At 65.9% G+C, this 17,308-nt stretch carries 16 protein-coding genes and 1 other RNA gene; 7 read left to right on the plus strand and 10 right to left on the minus strand.

Translation table 11 applies throughout. From position 1 onward, the window contains the following. Positions 1–82 precede the first annotated feature (82 nt). Both JOF56_RS04975 and JOF56_RS04980 read right to left on the minus strand, forming a co-directional pair. Positions 83–1,177, minus strand: coding sequence for an AAA family ATPase (locus JOF56_RS04975; RefSeq protein ID WP_209634995.1), 1,095 nt, complete (start codon positions 1,175–1,177; stop codon positions 83–85). Next, complete coding sequence (locus tag JOF56_RS04980) at positions 1,155–2,942, minus strand: VMAP-C domain-containing protein (RefSeq protein WP_209634997.1); 1,788 nt, start codon at positions 2,940–2,942, stop codon at positions 1,155–1,157. The genes JOF56_RS04975 and JOF56_RS04980 overlap by 23 nt, the downstream gene beginning before the upstream one ends. Positions 2,943–3,145: 203 nt before the next feature. On the opposite strand from JOF56_RS04980, the gene JOF56_RS04985 reads away from it, so the two are divergent. After that, a complete protein-coding gene (locus JOF56_RS04985; protein ID WP_209634999.1) occupies positions 3,146–3,901 on the plus strand; it encodes a sugar phosphate isomerase/epimerase family protein in 756 nt (251 codons plus the stop codon). On the opposite strand, the gene JOF56_RS04990 is transcribed toward JOF56_RS04985, so the two are convergent. Beyond that, positions 3,867–4,403 carry an NAD(P)H-dependent oxidoreductase gene (locus tag JOF56_RS04990; RefSeq protein WP_209635001.1) on the minus strand — a complete coding sequence of 179 codons (537 nt, stop codon included), beginning with the start codon at positions 4,401–4,403 and terminating at the stop codon, positions 3,867–3,869. The genes JOF56_RS04985 and JOF56_RS04990 overlap by 35 nt on opposite strands. Positions 4,404–4,576: 173 nt before the next feature. Between JOF56_RS04990 and rnpB the strand changes: the two genes are divergently transcribed. After that, positions 4,577–4,961, plus strand: an RNA gene (rnpB, locus tag JOF56_RS04995) — RNase P RNA component class A. Positions 4,962–5,820: 859 nt separating this feature from the next. Here rnpB and JOF56_RS05000 read toward each other — a convergent pair. Then, positions 5,821–6,372 (minus strand): TetR/AcrR family transcriptional regulator, encoded by a 552-nt coding sequence (locus JOF56_RS05000; protein WP_209635003.1) that lies wholly within the window; start codon positions 6,370–6,372, stop codon positions 5,821–5,823. Between the two features lie 96 nt (positions 6,373–6,468). Between JOF56_RS05000 and JOF56_RS05005 the strand changes: the two genes are divergently transcribed. Further along, positions 6,469–7,812, plus strand: coding sequence for an FAD-dependent monooxygenase (locus tag JOF56_RS05005; protein WP_209635005.1), 1,344 nt, complete (start codon positions 6,469–6,471; stop codon positions 7,810–7,812). On the opposite strand, the gene JOF56_RS05010 is transcribed toward JOF56_RS05005, so the two are convergent. From JOF56_RS05010 to cobC, 4 genes are read right to left on the minus strand one after another with little or no spacing between them, the layout of a single operon-like run. After that, complete coding sequence (locus tag JOF56_RS05010) at positions 7,781–8,857, minus strand: bifunctional RNase H/acid phosphatase (protein WP_209635006.1); 1,077 nt, start codon at positions 8,855–8,857, stop codon at positions 7,781–7,783. The genes JOF56_RS05005 and JOF56_RS05010 overlap by 32 nt on opposite strands. Beyond that, positions 8,854–9,591, minus strand: a complete 738-nt coding sequence (locus JOF56_RS05015; RefSeq protein ID WP_209635008.1) for a zinc ribbon domain-containing protein — start codon at positions 9,589–9,591, stop codon at positions 8,854–8,856. The genes JOF56_RS05010 and JOF56_RS05015 overlap by 4 nt, the downstream gene beginning before the upstream one ends. Further along, positions 9,588–10,415 (minus strand): Nif3-like dinuclear metal center hexameric protein, encoded by an 828-nt coding sequence (locus tag JOF56_RS05020; RefSeq protein ID WP_209635018.1) that lies wholly within the window; start codon positions 10,413–10,415, stop codon positions 9,588–9,590. Before JOF56_RS05020 ends, JOF56_RS05015 begins: the two co-directional genes overlap by 4 nt. Then, positions 10,412–11,431 (minus strand): Rv2231c family histidinol phosphate aminotransferase CobC, encoded by a 1,020-nt coding sequence (gene cobC / locus JOF56_RS05025; RefSeq protein ID WP_209635020.1) that lies wholly within the window; start codon positions 11,429–11,431, stop codon positions 10,412–10,414. The genes JOF56_RS05020 and cobC overlap by 4 nt, the downstream gene beginning before the upstream one ends. A gap of 81 nt (positions 11,432–11,512) precedes the next feature. Here cobC and JOF56_RS05030 point away from each other — a divergent pair, with 81 nt between their 5' ends. The 4 genes from JOF56_RS05030 to JOF56_RS05045 are packed head-to-tail and all read left to right on the plus strand — an operon-like array spanning position 11,513 to position 14,094. Continuing rightward, the gene (locus JOF56_RS05030; RefSeq protein ID WP_245378149.1) at positions 11,513–11,923 is read left to right on the plus strand and encodes a low molecular weight protein-tyrosine-phosphatase; all 411 of its coding nucleotides are present in this window, start codon (positions 11,513–11,515) and stop codon (positions 11,921–11,923) included. Then, complete coding sequence (locus tag JOF56_RS05035; RefSeq protein WP_307854925.1) at positions 11,920–12,744, plus strand: fructosamine kinase family protein; 825 nt, start codon at positions 11,920–11,922, stop codon at positions 12,742–12,744. The genes JOF56_RS05030 and JOF56_RS05035 overlap by 4 nt, the downstream gene beginning before the upstream one ends. Positions 12,745–12,749: 5 nt before the next feature. Continuing rightward, complete coding sequence (locus JOF56_RS05040) at positions 12,750–13,283, plus strand: DUF1349 domain-containing protein (protein ID WP_245378150.1); 534 nt, start codon at positions 12,750–12,752, stop codon at positions 13,281–13,283. 13 nt (positions 13,284–13,296) lie between these two features. Continuing rightward, the gene (locus JOF56_RS05045) at positions 13,297–14,094 is read left to right on the plus strand and encodes an SURF1 family cytochrome oxidase biogenesis protein (protein WP_209635030.1); all 798 of its coding nucleotides are present in this window, start codon (positions 13,297–13,299) and stop codon (positions 14,092–14,094) included. On the opposite strand, the gene JOF56_RS05050 is transcribed toward JOF56_RS05045, so the two are convergent. Together JOF56_RS05050 and JOF56_RS05055 are read right to left on the minus strand one after the other, a co-directional pair. Further along, positions 14,091–14,978, minus strand: coding sequence for a TIGR04222 domain-containing membrane protein (locus JOF56_RS05050; protein ID WP_209635032.1), 888 nt, complete (start codon positions 14,976–14,978; stop codon positions 14,091–14,093). The two genes, JOF56_RS05045 and JOF56_RS05050, sit on opposite strands and share 4 nt — an antisense overlap. Positions 14,979–16,306: 1,328 nt before the next feature. Then, entirely contained in the window at positions 16,307–17,242 is a 936-nt protein-coding gene (locus JOF56_RS05055; RefSeq protein WP_209635034.1) for a cobalamin biosynthesis protein, read from the minus strand. Between the last annotated feature and the right edge of the window lie 66 nt (positions 17,243–17,308).

Consider the following 17,308-nt stretch of genomic DNA (forward strand, 5'->3'; position numbering starts at 1 on the left):
GGCGGGTTTCGAACCGGCGGACCGGCGGACCCTCGCCGACTGGTCGAGGTCCCTTCGCGGAGCTCCGGCGGGCTCTGCCACGTCACACGGCCTTCAAGTCGCGCCAGAGCGCGTCCTTGAGCCTCGGCCACGATGCGGCATCGCGGGCGTACGCTCCGGACGTCGAAAGGAACAGCGCGTCGATCAGCCGGTCCGCCGGGATGCCGCCGGCCCGCTCGCTCTGTTCGGCGAAATCCCGGATGAGCTCGTGGCGCAGTTCGTCGTCGTGCTCACGGCCCAGATGCGCGGCGACCATCGCGGTGAGCTTCTCGACATCCGGCGGCCTGATGTCGACCTGCAGGCATCTGCGCAGGAACGGCGGCGGGAAATCCCGCTCACCGTTGCTGGTCATCACTACTACCGGGAAGGCGCTGCAGGTCACCCGGCCACCGGCAATCGTCGACCGGCGGTCCGGGTCGTCGGTGAAAACGGCGACTTCCGGCGTGTGGCTGGCGATGCGCTCCAGCTCAGGAATCTGGAACGACCCGTCCTCGAAGATCTTGAGCAGATCGTTCGGCAGATCGATCTCGCTTTTGTCCAGCTCGTCGATGAGCAGTACCCGGGGCAGCCTGCTGGGCAGAAACGCGGTCGCCAGCGGGCCCAGCCGGACGAAATCGCCGATCTGCTCGGCGGGCCCGGCCTCATCACCGGACGCGTGCCTTGTCGCGATCGCCTCGGCACGGCCGATCGCGTCATAGTTGTAAAGCCCTGATTTCACCGTCGAATTACTGGTGATGTGCCAGCGGATGACCCGGCCGAGCCGCAGTTCCTTCGCGATCTGGAATGCCAGCGCCGATTTTCCCGCACCCGGCGGACCGGTCAGCAACAATGGCCGACGCAGATAGAGCGCCGCGTTCACCATGTCCACTTCGTGTGGATTGACCATTGCCGGGGAGGCGAACTGCTGAATTCCCAGACGCCGTTCTGTTTCGCCCTCGTCCTCGGGCGGCGCGTCATTGTCGGCGAGGAGGGCACCAGGAAAACGCCGCCACGGCGGTGGTTGCGGCAACAGCTGGTCCAGCCGGACGCCGTCGTGCAACGGCTGGCCAGTTCCCCGGTAGATCCACCAATCGGGCACGTCGGAGGAACGTTCGCGCTCATCCGGCTCATCCCGATCAGGACGCTCGTTCGCGTTCATCTGCGGTATCCCCCTCCAGTCGCGCGGGGCGCGGCGGCTGATCGAGATACAGCGTGCGGAGTGGATTGTCCCACAGTATCACCAAATTCTGTATAACATCCGCCTGCGTTTGCCGATCAGAAGCGGTGAGCGCGGCTTGGCGCACCTTGTGAACCCGTTGCGGAAGATCCAGCAAACCGCCAGGTTGCACCAAATGGGCGAGTAACTCGGCCAAGGCATCCGTGTGCCGTTCGTCCCGGCTCCACATGATCGCGGGCAGCCCGGCGCGCAACGCGGTACTCAACTCGTCGTGCTGTTGAACATCGCGTGGTGGGGGTCCGGTGAGCATCAAAGACACAACCTGAGGATCCTTTAACCTGACGTCGATACTATATGGCCGATCCAAGTCCGCGGAACTCGCTATATATACGCGGGCACCGGCCGGATCCTCAAGCAGCACGCGCCACTTGGCGTGCCACACCCGCCACCAACGGCGGGCCGTCATTCGCTCCAGGGAGCGCACGACAATCGGATAGTCCAGCGACAGCGGACGCGGATTACGCGATCGCGGTTCCGAGTGCCAGCGATCGACTGGCAGATTGAGCAGCGCACGCGGTAGCACAAACTCCAGTGCCACCTCCACGTGTTGCTCTGACCAGGCCTCTTCCGCTTCCAGGATCACTTCGTCGACCGCCGCCTCGAGATCGCCACTACCGGCCATCTTGGCCTCACCGCGAGCCGGCGGCCATTCACCGGGCACATCCTGGCGCCAGTGAGAGATCAGGAACCGGTCGTGATCGAGTCCGTCGTGCTCGATCTGGATCATCAGATGCAGCACCTGGTCAACGTCTGACCTGGCCCGTTTCGCCGCGCGGTGCCGGGCCAGCGCCGTGGTCTGACGCAGATGCTGCGCCTGTGCGTCGTTCCACTCCCTGAGATTGGCTCCGACCGCCGTGTCGCCGAGCTGATCGGCCAGCAACTCGATGAAGGTCATCAGCCTGGGAAACCCACCCGGTTCGGCGTTGAGATCCAGGAGGTACTCCACGGCCTCCCAGACATCGGCCTCGCGCCGCAACGGCTGCACGCCGTGACCGGCCGCCTGGGCGAGCAGCAGCGGAAGCCTTGGCACCGCAACGGTCCCGATCAGGTTCTGCAGACGCTGCAACGCGCTCTCCTGGAATACCGGCAGAACGCGGGTCTGGTCACTGACAGTGCCCAGAACGCGTAACCAGGCCGGTGCCCTGGTGTGCTTGACCGCCACCGGGATCTGCTGGAAATAGCCCGGCCCGGTGGCCGGATCGGCCGCGATGACGTCCTGGAAAAACGGATCCGACACGATCATCGCGAGCACACCGCCGGTCTCACGCAGTGACGATTTCGCGGCTTCCGCGTCAAGGATGCGGAAGGTGTTGTTCAGCGCGGTGGAGACTTTGCCTTCCGCCTCGTGGTGAACCTCGCCGGAATGCACCGCCATCCGCAGCTGAATGAGCGCTTCCCGCGCGTGCACCGCGTTATACCTGACCAACCCCGCGACCAGCAGATTCGGTAACTGGTCGACCACCAGTGTCTTGGAGAACTCCGACGGCACAAGGATCAGCACGCCGTCGCCGCGGTCTTCCCGTCTGCACGCATCCCACCGGACACCCGCTCTGTTGAAAGCTGTTTCCAGCACGCCGTAAAGACCGTTGTGCATCGCGGCTTGGTGTAGCTCCGTGCGCACGGGATTGGTGTAGTCAGCGATGTCCACAACCACGATCGTGTGGTGGATCGCTGGAGAATGCTGCACAGGACCCCTCCCCGACGAGGACGACTGTGGCAAACGTACCGGCGAGTCCCACGTGGTCGTGTACCGCTGTTCGCGTAGTCGCGATCATGATTCTGGTTGTCAGGTTTTTGCCCATCAATGCCAAATGACACAGACACGGCCGGGTTTGCCGCTGTGCGGCACACCGGCTGCTGACGTCGAAACTACTTCGTAAGGTAGGCGGCATGCTTGGTTTCTCGACGCTCGGCTGCCCCGGTCTGCCGCTCGCCGATGTCGCGGCGATGGCCCGTAAGCACGGCATTCCGCTCGTGGAGCTGCGGTGCGCGGCCGACGAACCCGTCCACGCCGGGATCTCCCAAGCGGAACGAAAGGCCGCGCTCGCGGCTCTGGACGGCCTGGGCATCACCGCGCTCGCGTCGTATTACCGGCTCTGCGACGACGATGTCTCGATGCTGGCTGAACATGTTCAACTGGCGCACGATCTGCGGGCGCCCGCGATCCGGATCTTCCCCGGCCGGTCGGAGAAAACATCGGTCGAGCTGGCGGCGGAACGACTCGCCGCGGCGGTCGACGTCGCCGAGGGCATCACGCTTCTGGTCGAGACCCACGATCTTCTGTTGCGTGGCAGTGAGATCGCGGCCGTGCTGGCGAAGTCAGGCGTGCGTGGTGTGGGTGCGGTCTGGGACGCCATGCACACCTGGCGAGCAGGCGAAACCCCAGCCGAGGCCGCTGCGGCCCTGTTGCCGTGGCTGGGCGAACTACAGCTGAAGGACGCCGCGTCCGACACCGACCGGCGGCCGATGATCCCAGGCACAGGCGCGGTGCCGATCCAGGAGACGCTCGCGGCGGCAGCCGGTTTCACCGGACCGATCGTGCTCGAACACGAAACCAAGTGGTACGCCGACGCGGCGCCCTTCGAAGAATCCCTCGCCGCTTTCGCCGCGCTTATGAAGCGGTCGCCAGGCCAGGACGTTCGGTGACCGCGTTGGCGAAACGCCGCACAGCCAGATCCAGGTCGGCCGAAGCCCCGACAGACACTTCGTCACGAATGTCCGCGTCCAAAACGAAATGCCCCGGGACAACATCAGTCGCACCGCGCGCCACCAACAACGGCCGCAACGCGTAGTCGATCGCCACCAAATGGCCCTGCGTCCCACCATTGGCCAACGGCAGCACAACCTTGCCGGCCAAAGCACTCTTGCCAAGCAGATTCAGCAAGGACTGCACCAGCCCGCTGTACGCCGCCCGGTAAACCGGACTCGCCACCACAACACCGGAAGCCCGCTCGACGAGCTCCATCGCATGCCGAATCATCGGATCAAGCAGATCACCGCTGAGCAAAGCGATCGTCGGCAGATCACGCACCGCGAGAACATGCACCTCATGACCCGACCCCCGCAGCGACTCAGCGACATGCCCAAGCAGAATCCCAGTGGGCGCCTCCGGAGCGGGGCTGCCCGACACAACAAGAATCCTGGCCATGGCCGATCACACCCCAGCGTCCGTATCGTCCCGAGTAGACACGTGCCTTGCCTCGTCGCCTGTGGACATATCAGCTCCCAGTCGGTGACCGCCTGTCACCCGGCCGAGTAAAGCGGCGTGGCCAACACCCAGGCAACCAGTTCCGAACCGTGGGATAGGCTGGCGGATGCGGATGAGTCGGCAGGGCGGCCGCGGCAGCCTGTGAAAGGGCTGTCGAGGAAAGTCCGGACTCCACAGGGCAGGGTGGTTGCTAACGGCAACCCGAGGCGACTCGCGGGACAGTGCCACAGAAAGCAGACCGCCTTGGCCACGGCCGAGGTAAGGGTGAAACGGTGGTGTAAGAGACCACCAGCACCCCGGGTGACCGGGGTGGCTAGGTAAACCCCGCCCGGAGCAAGGCCAAAAGGGCACTCCGGTGCCTGCGCAGGTGATCGAGGGCTGCCCGCCCAAGCCTGCGGGTAGGCCGCACGAGCCTGCCGGCAACGGCAGGCCTAGATGGATGGCCGCCACCCAGGCTCCGGCCCGGGTACAGAATCCGGCTTACGGCCGGCTCGTCCGCGCTCCTCTGTTTTGGTTTGCTTTGATGTCTGAGAGGTTGGGCGCTCGGCTTTTGTTTTGCTTTGGTGTCGGTGGCTGGGACGGCTCGGTTTGACACGGGAAACCCCTGAGGCACGTCAGGACCAAAGGGCAGGCCCAATGATTAGGGTTGGGTTCCCGGCCAAAGCCATGAGGGGCCTGCCGCGCCGACAAGCTTATGGCCGCCTCCACCCCGTATAAAATCGAGCTTGGAAAGGCCTTCGGCCGACGTTCCAGCCGGGTTCCGGGTCAGGCTCCCGGCCTTCGCCCCGGGCTTTAGTATCTGGCCTTGGTGGTCCCGGTTCTGACTCTGACTCCGGGCTCTGGACCAGGCCCTTTCGTACGAGTGGCTCCACTCACAAATCTAGTTATCCACAACGTGCCCGAGTCCCCCTCTCGATCATGCTCCCCCGATAGACTGGAACAGGGACGCCCCCCAGGGAGTGGCGGGGGCTGCTCTCTTATGTAAGGGCGGGATTTCTGGGAATCGCTGCCAGTGGGAATTGCTGCCAGGGTGAAGACTGAGTCTGGGCGCGCGAGGGCTCCGAACCACGCTGGGACGTCGGCCAACGGCCCGAAAGGCTCGATTTTATACGGAGTGGAGGCGGCCTTAAGCTTTCTGGCGAGGCTGGCCCCCGACACGGCTTTGGCCGGGATCACGGATTGAATCAGGGGGCCTGCCTCTTCAGCCAACCGAGGCCGCCTCAGAGGTCTCCGTGTCAAATCGAGCGCCCCAGCCACCAACACCGAAGCAAAAACAAAAGCCAAGGCCCGGCCACCGGCGCCGAGCCGGAACCCAAGCAGAGTACCCAGCGAAAAACCCACACACAGCAAGGAGAGTTCACTCGGTGAGGTAGCGCTGCAAAGTAGGACCGAGCCATCGAACGATCTCGTCTTCGGTCATCGCTACTACCGGATGAAGCCGAAGAACATACCGGCACAGGGCAAACCCGAGAACCTGAGTGGCCACGAGACCGGCCCGCGTGGCAGCACCATCCGGGTCGGAACAAACAGTGACAGCCACCGGACCCAACTGACTCGCGAAGATCGACCGCATCCGTTCCGCGGCGCTCTCATTGGTCACTCCAGCGCGCAGCAAAGCCATCATGGTCTCGTCGTTTTCCCAGCGCGTGACAAAATGCCGGGCGAGCACCGACCCTATTTCCGCTGGCGGGACCACAGTCAGGTCGGGCAGTCGCAGATCGAATTCGGCCGCGGCGGCGAAGAGTTTCTCCTTGTTTCCGTAATACCGCATGACCATCGCGGGGTCGATTGCGGCGTCGGCGGCTATTGCCCGGATTGTGGCGCGTTCGTAGCCGTCGGAGGCGAAGCGTTCGCGGGCTGCGACGAGGATCGCGGCCCGCGTGACGTCTGAACGGCGGGGTCTGGACATGTCAACGATCGTAGGCCAACACGTGTTGACACGCCATGGGGCCCGAGCTACCTTTTCAACGGACGATGACAACAGGTGTTGACTTCGGAGGTCACGATGCATGTTCTGATCGCGGGAGCGGGACCGACCGGCTTGATGCTGGCGGGGGACTTGGCGGAGGCAGGCGTTCAGGTGACGGTCCTGGAGCGCCGGACCAGCGAGTCCAACATGACCAGGGCGTTCGGGGTGCACGCCCGGACTCTGGAGGAGCTCGACATGCGCGGCCTGGCGGACAAACTGCCTGGTCAGACTGTCCAGCGACTGCGGTTGTTCGACCGGGTGCAGGTCGATCTCAGTGTGCTGCCCAGCAGGTTCAACCATCTGCTGATCACGCCGCAGTACGAGGTCGAGAAGGTTTTGCTGGAACGGGCCGACCGGTTGGGCGTCAAGATCGAGCTCGGGGCCGAGGTCGTCGGGCTAACGCAGGACAAGGACGGCGTCACAGTCGAGATCCGTGACGAGCACGGCGAGACCAGCACCCGGACAGGGCAGTATCTCGTCGGTGCGGACGGCGTGCACAGCAAGGTCCGGCAGTTGCTGGGATTGCCGTTTCCCGGCAAGGCCGTAGTGAAGTCGATCATGCTGGCGGATGTCCGGCTGACCGAACTGCCCGAGGATGTGCTGCGAGTCAACGCCGTCGGGGACGGGTTCACGTTTGTCGCACCCTTCGGTGATGGCTGGTATCGGGTTTTCGCATGGGACCGGCGCCACCAGGTGGATGACAAGGCTCCGTTGGAACTCGACGAGATCCGCGCGGTCACCAAGCGTGCACTTGGCACAGATATGGGGATGCACGACCCACGCTGGATGTCGCGGTTCCACAGTGATGAACGGCAGGTACCGAAGTACCGGGTCGGTCGGGTGTTCCTGGCGGGCGACGCCGCACACTGTCATTCGCCCGCGGGTGGCCAGGGCATGAACACCGGCATCCAGGATGCCGCCAATCTCGGCTGGAAGCTGGCCGCGGTGCTACACGGCCACGCGAGGGATGAACTGCTTGACACCTACCAGCAAGAGCGGCACCCCGTCGGCAAGGCCGTTCTGCGCAGCAGTGGCGCGATCATCCGGCTGGCCATGGTCAAGTCACGGCTTGGCCAGGCCGTTCGGGGCGTCATCGGCGGATTCGCGTTGAGCAGGCCGGGCATTCTGCGCAAGGTCGCCGGTCAGGTTTCCGGCATCGGCATTCACTACGGCGCACAGAAACGTATCGAGGACATCGAGCTCACGACCGGCCGGCTGTTCGAGGCGTTGCGGGGCGGGCATTTCGTGCTCGTCACGGACGAACCAGCCGAGGTGCCTGACTTCGTTCGGGTCGTCAAGCCTGTGCGGCCTGTGGCACAGCCGATTCTGGTCCGTCCGGACGGTTACGTCACGACCTGGGATGATGTGAAATGTCGTTGACCAGACGAACCGAAGCATTACCGTCCGGATAGAACTCCACGATCGACAGCGAAGCCAAATCCAGGTGCAGCCGGTAAAGCAGCGACGGCCCGGCATCCAGACCCATCCGAAGCAAAGATTTGATCGGCGTGACGTGGCTGACCACAATTATCGTCTTGCCGCCATGCACGGTAATCAGCTCATCGCGGGCCTTACGGACTCGCCGGTGCACTTCATCGAAGCTTTCCCCGCCAGGAGCCGGAACCGATGAATCCGAAAGCCACCGACTGTGCAGCTCAGGATCACGCTCCGCCGCTTCGGTGAATGTCAGGCCTTCCCAGCTGCCGAAGTCGGTCTCAATCAGGCCTTCATGCACGTCCAGCTCGCCGCCAGTGGCCGAAGCCACAGCAGCCGCAGTCTGCCGGGTCCGGCCCAGCGGAGACGAAATGATCGGCGTCGATGCGTCGACGCTGTCCATTGCGGACAGGCGGGCGGCTGCTCCGGCGGCTTGCTGCTCTCCCAATGTGGTCAGCGCGGGCTCGCCTCGGCCGGAATAGCGGCGTTCGATCGAAAGCGGGGTTTGGCCGTGGCGTAGCAACAGGATCCGGGTTGGGGTGCCGCGGGCTCCGGTCCATTTGACTGGCTCTGGTTTTTTCTCGATTCCGGCCTGTTCGTCCATGGCTTCGTTGGCCAGCCGGTCGGCGTGCTTGTTGCGCTCCCGGGGGATCCATTCGAAGGTGATCCGGTCGAATTTTCCGGCCAGGGAACGGGCTTGCGCCGCGAGTGGCTGCATGGCCGGGTGTTTGACCTGCCAGCGACCGGACATCTGCTCGACCACGAGTTTGGAGTCCATTCGGACCTCCACCTCGGTCGCGCCCAGGTCCGCCGCCGCTGTCAGGCCCGCGATCAGGCCGCCGTACTCGGCGACGTTGTTTGTGGCCATGCCTATTCCGGCGGAGCGCTCGGCGAGGACCTCGTGGGTGGCCGCGTCGAACACGACCGCGCCGTAGCCGGCTGGGCCCGGGTTGCCCCGGGACCCGCCGTCGGCTTCGATCAGTACCTTCACAGGCCGGATTCTCCAGTCCGCACGAGGATGGCGCCGCACTCCTCGCAGTTCACCACGTCGTCGGCTGCCGCGGCCTTGATCTGCGAGATCACGACCCGGTCCAGCTCCAGACGGCACGCCCCGCATCGCCGCGACCGCAGCAGCGCGGCGCCGGTGCCCTTGTGTTCCCGGACTCGGTTGTACAGCGCGAGCAACGGGTCGGGGAACTCCGGCAGCATGGCGGAACGGCGCTCCGTCGCGCGGGCTTCCTGGGTCGCGAGGTCGGCGAAGACCTCGTCGCGGCGCTGGGTCGCGTCGACCACCGCTGCCTCTGCCTTGCCCAGTTCGGCGTCGGCGTGCTGGCTGTCCATCTCCAGCGCTTCGCGGCGCTCCATCAACTCGAGCAGGTCGTCCTCGAGCGCGCCCTGGCGACGCTTCAGGGTCTCGATCTCGTGCTCGATGTCGGTCATCTGCTTGGCGGCGACCGTGCCGGACTGCAGCAGGTTGTTGTCCTTCTCGGTACGGGCCCTGACCTGGTCGATCTCTTTTTCCTGCCGCTTGACCTCGCGGTCGATGTCGCCGAGTTGCGTGGTCACGGCCACCTGGGCGTCCCGCTTGGTGCGCTCGTTCTGCTCGGCTGCGGCGATCTCGGCGATCTCCGGCAACGTGCGGCGCCGGTGCTCGATGCGGGCCAGCTCGGCGTCGGCCTCGGCGAGGTCCAGGAGCCGGCGCTGCACGGCTGGGTCGGCTTTCAAGGCGTGATCCTCCCGGTTTTGGCCGCCCGGAGGGTCCAGGGATCGGTGCGGCGAGTCGATATGTGCGTTTCGACGTTACTCCCGAACGCGGCGTGCACGATGCCCGCCGCCTGTTCGCACCACGGCCACTCACTGGCCCAATGTGAGACGTCCACCAGTGCGGGCGCGTCCGGCGCGGAGTCGATGTGCTCGCCGGCCACGTGATGCCGCAGATCAGCGGTGACGTACGCGTCCACACGCTCAGTCACCGCGTTGGCCAACAGTGAGTCACCGGCCCCGCCGCAGACCGCGACCGTCCTAATCAGACGGTTTGGATCACCCGCGGCGCGTACGCCCTGCTCGGTCTCTGGCAAGGCATCCGCGACACGTTGCACGAACACCTGCAACGGCTCAGCCTCAGGCAGGCCGCCGATCCGGCCCAGACCTGTCGTCTCGTCCTTGGGGCTCAAGGGCTTACGGACCGACAGGCCGATCGCGTCCGCGAGGGCGTCGGAAACCCCGGGAAACGCGGAATCCGCGTTCGTGTGCGCGCAGTACAAAGCCACGTTCGCCCTGATCAGCTTGTGCACCAGACTGCCTTTGGGCGTACTGGCCGGGACCCCGTGCACGCCCCGCAACAGCAGCGGGTGGTGGGCCACGATCAGCCCCGCACCCCACTCGATCGCTTCCTCCACTGTGGACTCACTCGGGTCCACGCAGAACAGCACACGCGCCGCGGACTCGCCCGGATCCCCGCAGACCAGGCCGATCGCGTCCCAGGGTTCCGCGAGTTCAGGCGGATACGCCGCCTCCAGCGCCGCGACCACTTGGCCAACCGTAATCACGCACGAACCTCCACCGGCCAGGCTGACAACAACCGCGCCGTCTGCGCGGGAGGCCGGACCGCGAGCCGGATGTGATCGGCCGACAACCCCGGAAAGGTCTCCCCCCTGCGGACAGCGATCTTCTTTTCCCGCAACGTTTCCCTCAACCGCGCACCATCCTGGACACGCACGAGCACGAACGGCGCGGTCGGCTCGGCCACCACCTCGGTGCCCGCGGCACGCAACGCGGCCACGAACGCGTCCCTGTGTTCGAGCACTTCACGCGCCTTGTCCTCGGCCTCCCGGACAGCCCCAGGCGAGCAGCACGCGGCCACCGCCTCCAGGACCAGTGTCCCAACAGGCCACTGTGGACGATCAGTCGCCAGCCGGGCCAGGACGTCCGGGCTGCCCAGCACGTAACCGGCACGCAGCCCGGCGAGCGCCCAGGTTTTGGTCAAACTGCGGAATACCAGCACATCGGAGTCACCGGCGAGCGATTCGGGCTCGCCGGGAATCGCGTCCATGAACGCCTCGTCGACCACGACCAACCGGCCCGGACGGGCAAGGGATCGGATCAACGCGGCGGGATGTGTGACCGAAGTCGGGTTTGTCGGGTTCCCGATCACGACCATGTCGGCCTCGTCCGGCACCAGTTCCGGCCGCAGCACGTAGTCGCCGTCCAGCAGCACGCGGTGGATCGGCACACCCGCGTTCCGCAGTGCCACTTCGGGTTCGGTGAACGACGGATGCACCACCGCGGCCAGCTTCGGCCGCAGATTCGGCAACAACGCGAACCCTTCGGCAGAGCCGTTGAGCACCAGTACCTCACCTGGTGTCCGGCCGTGCCGGGACGCGACGGCCTCCCGCGCGGCAAGATCATCCGCGTCGGACGGGTACGTGGCCAGCCGCTCGAGTGTTGCCGCGAGCCGGTCGTGCAACCAGCGCGGCGGCGCCGGCAGCCAGACGTTGACGGCGAAGTCCACCATGCCCGGCGCCGTGTCCTTGTCGCCGTGGTGGCGTAGGTCTTCGCTGGTCATCGTGGGGATTCTAGGAGATCGGTAGGGTTGCTCCCCGTGCACCTCAGCTTTGTTTGTACAGGCAACATATGCCGGTCGCCGATGGCCGCCCTGGTGGTGACCGAACACCTCAGCCGGGCCGGGCTGCTCGACCAGGTGAAGATCACCAGCGCGGGCACCGGCAGCTGGCATGTCGGCGACGCCGCCGACAGCCGGGCACAGAAGGTCCTGATCGACCACGGCTACCCGTCCGCGCACGTCGCGGCCCAGGTCGGGCCGGAACACCTGGACGCCGACCTGCTGCTCGCGATGGACTCCGGGCATGCCCAGGACCTGCGCCGGCTCACCGATCCGGACAAGATCAGGCTGTTCCGGTCGTTCGACCCGAAGGCGACCGGCGACCTGGACGTGCCGGACCCGTACTACGGCGGCAACGACGGCTTCCAGATCGTGCTCGCGATGATCGAAGCCGCCACGCCGGGCCTGGTCGAATGGGTGCGGGAGAACCTGTGACCGACGCGCTGGCGGCCGTCTCGGAACTCACCGGGGTGCCCGCCGAGCAGGCGCACCGGATCAGCGGTTCGGTCTACGAGGTCGAACTGGCCGACGGCGATCTTGTCGTGGCCAAACGGCACTCGCAGCCGACCGCTGTCCTGGCCGAGGCCAAGTCGCTGGACTGGATCGCCGAGCCGGGCGTGCTGCCGGTCCCGGCGGTACGCGGCCACAACGACCACTGGCTGGTCATCGAACAGATCGAGCCCGGTACTCCGCAGGACGCCGAAGCGCTCGGTCGCGGTCTGGCCGAACTGCACCTGAGCGGTGCGCCCGCGTTCGGCTCCGCCCCTCCAGATGGCCCGGCCAACGCCTGGATAGGTCTCGCACCGATGGCCAACCGTCCAGTGGACAGCTGGCCTGAGTTCTATGCGTCGCAACGAATCGAGCCCTATCTCAGGCGCACGACCCTCCCGCCCGGACCGTTCGAGGCCGTGTGTGCGCGGCTCGCCGAACTCGTCCCGAACGAGCCGCCCGCCCGCCTGCATGGAGATCTGTGGTCCGGCAACGTGCATTGGGCGACAGACGGCCGCGCCTGGCTGATCGACCCGGCGGCCCACGGCGGCCACCGCGAAACCGATCTCGCCATGCTGCAACTGTTCGGGTGTCCGCTGCTGGAGCGGGTGCTGGGCGCTTACAACGAGGTCTACCCGCTGGCACCGGGCTGGCAGGCGCGGGTGCCGTTGCACCAACTGTTTCCCCTGCTGGTGCATGTTCTGCTCTTCGGCAATGGATACGCGAGCCAAACAATTTCCGCAGCCCGTGCCGCTCTGCGAGCATGATCGGCATGCAGGCATTCGGGGTTGACGGGTGGCAATGGCTGAACGAGCCCGCGGAGTGGTCGGCCGATGACGGGCTGACGGTCACCGCGGTAGGAGATACGGACTTCTGGCGCACGACCCACAACGGGCTCATCCGCGACACCGGGCACATCTTCGGCCGCGAGCTGACCGGCGACTTCACCGTGCGGGCGACGTTCACCGGGCAGTACCAGGACCAGTACGACCAGGCGGGGATCGCGCTACGGATCGACGAGCGGAACTGGATCAAGACCGGGATCGAGATCGTCGAGGACCGCAGGCTGCTGTCGGTGGTGGTGACCAGGGATGTCTCGGACTGGTCGGTCGTGCCCGCGCCGGACACCGAGGAGATCACCATCGAGGCGGTGCGGACCGGCGACACCGTGACCGTCACTTCCGGCGGGAACATGCTGAGGCAGGCGTACCTGCCGCCGGAGGTCCCGGTGCTGGCCGGAGTGATGTGCGCCGCACCCGTCGGCGGCGGTTTCCGGGTCAGGTTCTCGGACGTGTTCGCGGGGTAGCTACCGTGGACGTGTGCGGCTGCGGAATCTGCTGAGGCCAGGCTGGCTGGGACTGACCGCGTTGGTGATCATCTTCGCCACCGCCTGCTTCATGATGCTCGCGCCGTGGCAGTTCCGCCGCGACGACGACCGCACGACCACGAACAACCAGATCACGGACTCGCGCAAGGCCGATCCGGTACCGCTCGAACCAGGCATGAACGAGTGGCGGCTGGTCAAGGTGACCGGCGAATATGTCGGGAACCAGGAGATCGTCGCCCGGTTGCGGACCGTCCAGGGCGAGCCCGCGTTCGAGGTGACAGTCCCGTTCCGGCTCACCGACGGCCGGGTCGTGCTGATCGACCGTGGGTTCGTACGGCCCGTGCAGTCCGCTGTACCTGACTACCCGCCGCCACCTAACGGTCAGGTCGAGGTGATCGCACGGTTGCGTCGTGACGAGAACGACCCGGAGAACCGGGACGCGTTCGCCGACGACAGCACCAAGGGCAAACGGCAGGCGTACAGCGTGGATTCGCGGGTGGTCGCCCGTGCCACCGGCCTGAAGATCGAACCCGGCTACCTGCAGCTGGAGAAGGATCAGCCCGGCGTGCTCGGCCCGTTGCCGCTGCCCGAGCTGGACGCGGGCCCGTTCTGGTCGTACGCGCTGCAGTGGATCGCGTTCGGCTCCATGGCCATCCTGGGCTGGATCTACTTCACCTGGCGTGAACTGCTACCCGGCGGCGCGCTGACGACCGAACGGCCACGCCGCAAGTCCGTGGCCGAGATGGTCGCGGAAGAAGAAGCAGCCGAACGTGAAAAGGCCTCGACCTAACCGCCGCAACTGCTGCCTCCGCCACAACTGCTTCCGCTGCTGCAACTGCTGCTCGAGCTACAGCTGGAACTGCTGCTGCAGCTGCTCGACGATCCGCACGACGAGGAACTGCTCACGGTGTTGATCGGCGCCGACGGCCCCAGCGCCGTCGCGATCTCGTCATCCGGGAACGCCTCAAGACCACCGACAACAACCAGCCCAGCCGCGCCGGTCAGCGCGGCCACGGGCAGCAGACGGTGCGCCTGGCTCGGACCGGCTTGCCGCACCCGATCGACGAACTGCTTCCCCGACTTGGTGCTGATGAACCGCTGCGGCATCTTCCACCGGAACAAGAAGAACAGCAACGTGATGAACAGCAATCCGGTGAGCAGCCCGACTGGGCGGTTTGCCTCGAGGCCGTTCACCAGCCGCGCGGTGCCAATCGCACCCAGTACCATCACCGGCAGCTGAATGACCAGTTTCTGGCCGAAGTTCTCGCGATGCAGCAGCCCGCGATCCCCCAGCCGGCGCCGGATGTCCTCGGCGATCGAGTGCTGACGCAGCGCCCGCCGAATCTGCGGCGCAGTCTGCGGATGCCGGCGAACGACCTGCACGATCTCGCTGTCCAGAGCGTTCCGGACAGACGTTCCGGTGTGCTGCAACGTGCCGTCGCGCTGAACTCTGAGGACGCCACACTCGACCAGCCGCGCGATCGTCGCGTCGACAACGCGGTTCATGCCCCCGGTCAGGAACGCGAGCTCCTCAATACTGACCGGCGCCTGCGGCGGAGGCGGCGGCACACTCCAGAAGCGACGCCGCACCCAGAAGCTGACCACCAGCACCGCGAGCAGACCCACGATGTACAGCCACACGAACTGCGGCCCGCTGATTCCCCAAGGCTCCATCGGGCCCTCCTTCTCCCCAGCCCGGATGATAGACGGCCGAGAAGCAGAAATCCTCCCCCTCGAAAGAGACTCGTCCTCACGATTACATGACCAAGGTGCGCGAACAGCCCGTCCGCCAGTTCCCAACATAGAGCCATCTTGGTGAACAAGCCCTAAACCTCGGCTGCTTTGCCCCCAATGCCACATTGGGGGCATCCAACGTCCCCAATGTGGCATTGGGGACACCAACCCGTACGAACGGACCGTTCGCACGGGTTCGTCATTGGCATCGCGGCCCCGGCTCGGCATGCTTGATCGCATGAAGAAAGGAGCCTGGGCGGACAGCAGCGATCTGGCCCGCCGCTGCGAGAAATCAGATGTAGTTCGCACCGCCGAACTGGAAAGCCTGGGTGTACCGAGGCGAACGATCTACCGACGTTGCCTGCCCGGCGGGCCGTGGCGTCGACTCCTGCCAGGCATCATCCTGCTTACAACCAGCCCACCTACCGATCGGCAACGGATTTCCGCGGCACTTCTCCGAGGTGGTCGGCCGACTCTGATCACAGCCCTATGGGCAGCACGTCTGTATGGCCTGCGGCGAATCCCTCAACCCGACACTGTCCACATTCTTGTGCCGGACACGCGAGAGATAACCAGCACAGGCTTCGTCCTGGTGGAGAGGACAACCCGGTTCCCTGGCGGAACCCTTCGGGACGGCGTGCCACTGGCTCCTGTAGAACGGGCAGTACTCGACGCGGCCAGGCGAATGGTGAAGCCCGATGAGGTTCGAGCCATGTTGGCTGAGACCGTGCAGCGAGGGTTCTGCCAACCGGACGCATTGAGTAACGAGCTCGCACTGGGGAGCGACCGGGGCTCGGCACTGCCCCGGCGTATCCTCGCCGAAATATCCGGCGGGGCACGATCTGCCGCCGAGGGCACCGCTTGGCGACTATGGAAACGAGCAAGGTTGCCTCAGTGCGAATGGAACGTCGAAATACTCAGCGCCGACGGGCGACGTATCGCACGCCCCGACGCGTGGTGTGACGAAGTGGCGTTGGCCTGGGAAATAGACTCGAAAGAGTTTCATTTCACTGCGGACGGCTACGCGGCGACTTTGAGCCGCAACAATCGATACGCGGCAGCTGGCGTCGTGCTGGTGCAAACCCTTCCATCCCTGCTTCGAAGCGATCCGGCGAGGGTGATAAGGGAGCTCAAGGCCGCCTACGCCGTGGCCTCGATGCGACCGCGGCCAGCAATCACCTTCCGTTGAGCCGCTTCAACGTGCCCCCAATGTGGCATTGGGGACGTTAGATGCCCCCAATGCCACATTGGGGGCACAAAAACGCTTCTCAGGGGCGGCGGAACAAGGACAGGAAGGCGGCGACGACGCCGGCCAGGACGCCGACGACGCGGGAAAGTTCAACCGCTCGTGTGACGTGGCCGGCGTCGGGGCTACGGCCTGTGCCGAGGACTGGGCGTTCTTCGACGCCGTGGGCGTAGACGGTTCGCCCGCCCAGGCGAATTTCCAGGGCTCCGGCGAAGGCTGCTTCGACGCGGCCTGCGTTGGGGCTGGGGTGGGCGGTGGCGTCGCGTTGCCAGGCCTGCCAGGCGCCATGGGCGGAGCCGCCGACCACTGGGGCGCCCGCGACGGTCAAGGCTGCGGCGGCGCGGGCCGGGATCAGGTTGACCACGTCGTCCAGGCGGGCTGAGGCCCAGCCGAACTGCTGGTAGCGGGGTGATCGGTGGCCGACCATCGCGTCCAGGGTGTTCACCGCGCGGTAGCCGAGCAGGCCGGGCACGCCGAACAGCGCGCCCCAGAACAGCGGGGCGACGACCGCGTCGGATGTGTTCTCCGCCACGGATTCGACGGTGGCGCGGGCGAGCGCGGTCGCGTCGAGAGCCTGCGGATCGCGGCCACAGAGGTTGGGCAAACGCTTGCGGGCGGCTGCGACGTCACCGGCGTCGAGCTCACGGCCCATCGACGTGCCCTCGCGGGCCAGGGATTTCGCGCCGAGTGCGATCCAAGTGGCTGTCGCGGTCGTCAGCACGCGCAGCAACGGGTGACGCTTGCCGACGCGTTCGGCAGCGATACCGACAGCGACCGCCGACCCGGCCAGCACTGCTGTGTACGCCACGCCTGGCGCCTTGCTGTCGCGGTAAGTCAGCTGCTCAACGCGTTGCGCGAGCGCGCCGAAACCCGCCACCGGATGTCTCTTACGTGGATCGCCGAACACACCGTCCGCGACGATGCCAAGCAGCAGCCCCACAGCCCGTCCCGCGGTCAACAGCCCTCCCAGCCAGTCCCTGTTCAGAACGGTAGCGCCGCCAAGATCACTCGCAGAAGCTAGGGT

This window comes from Kibdelosporangium banguiense (assembly GCF_017876405.1).
Taxonomy (GTDB): Bacteria; Actinomycetota; Actinomycetes; order Mycobacteriales; family Pseudonocardiaceae; genus Kibdelosporangium; species Kibdelosporangium banguiense.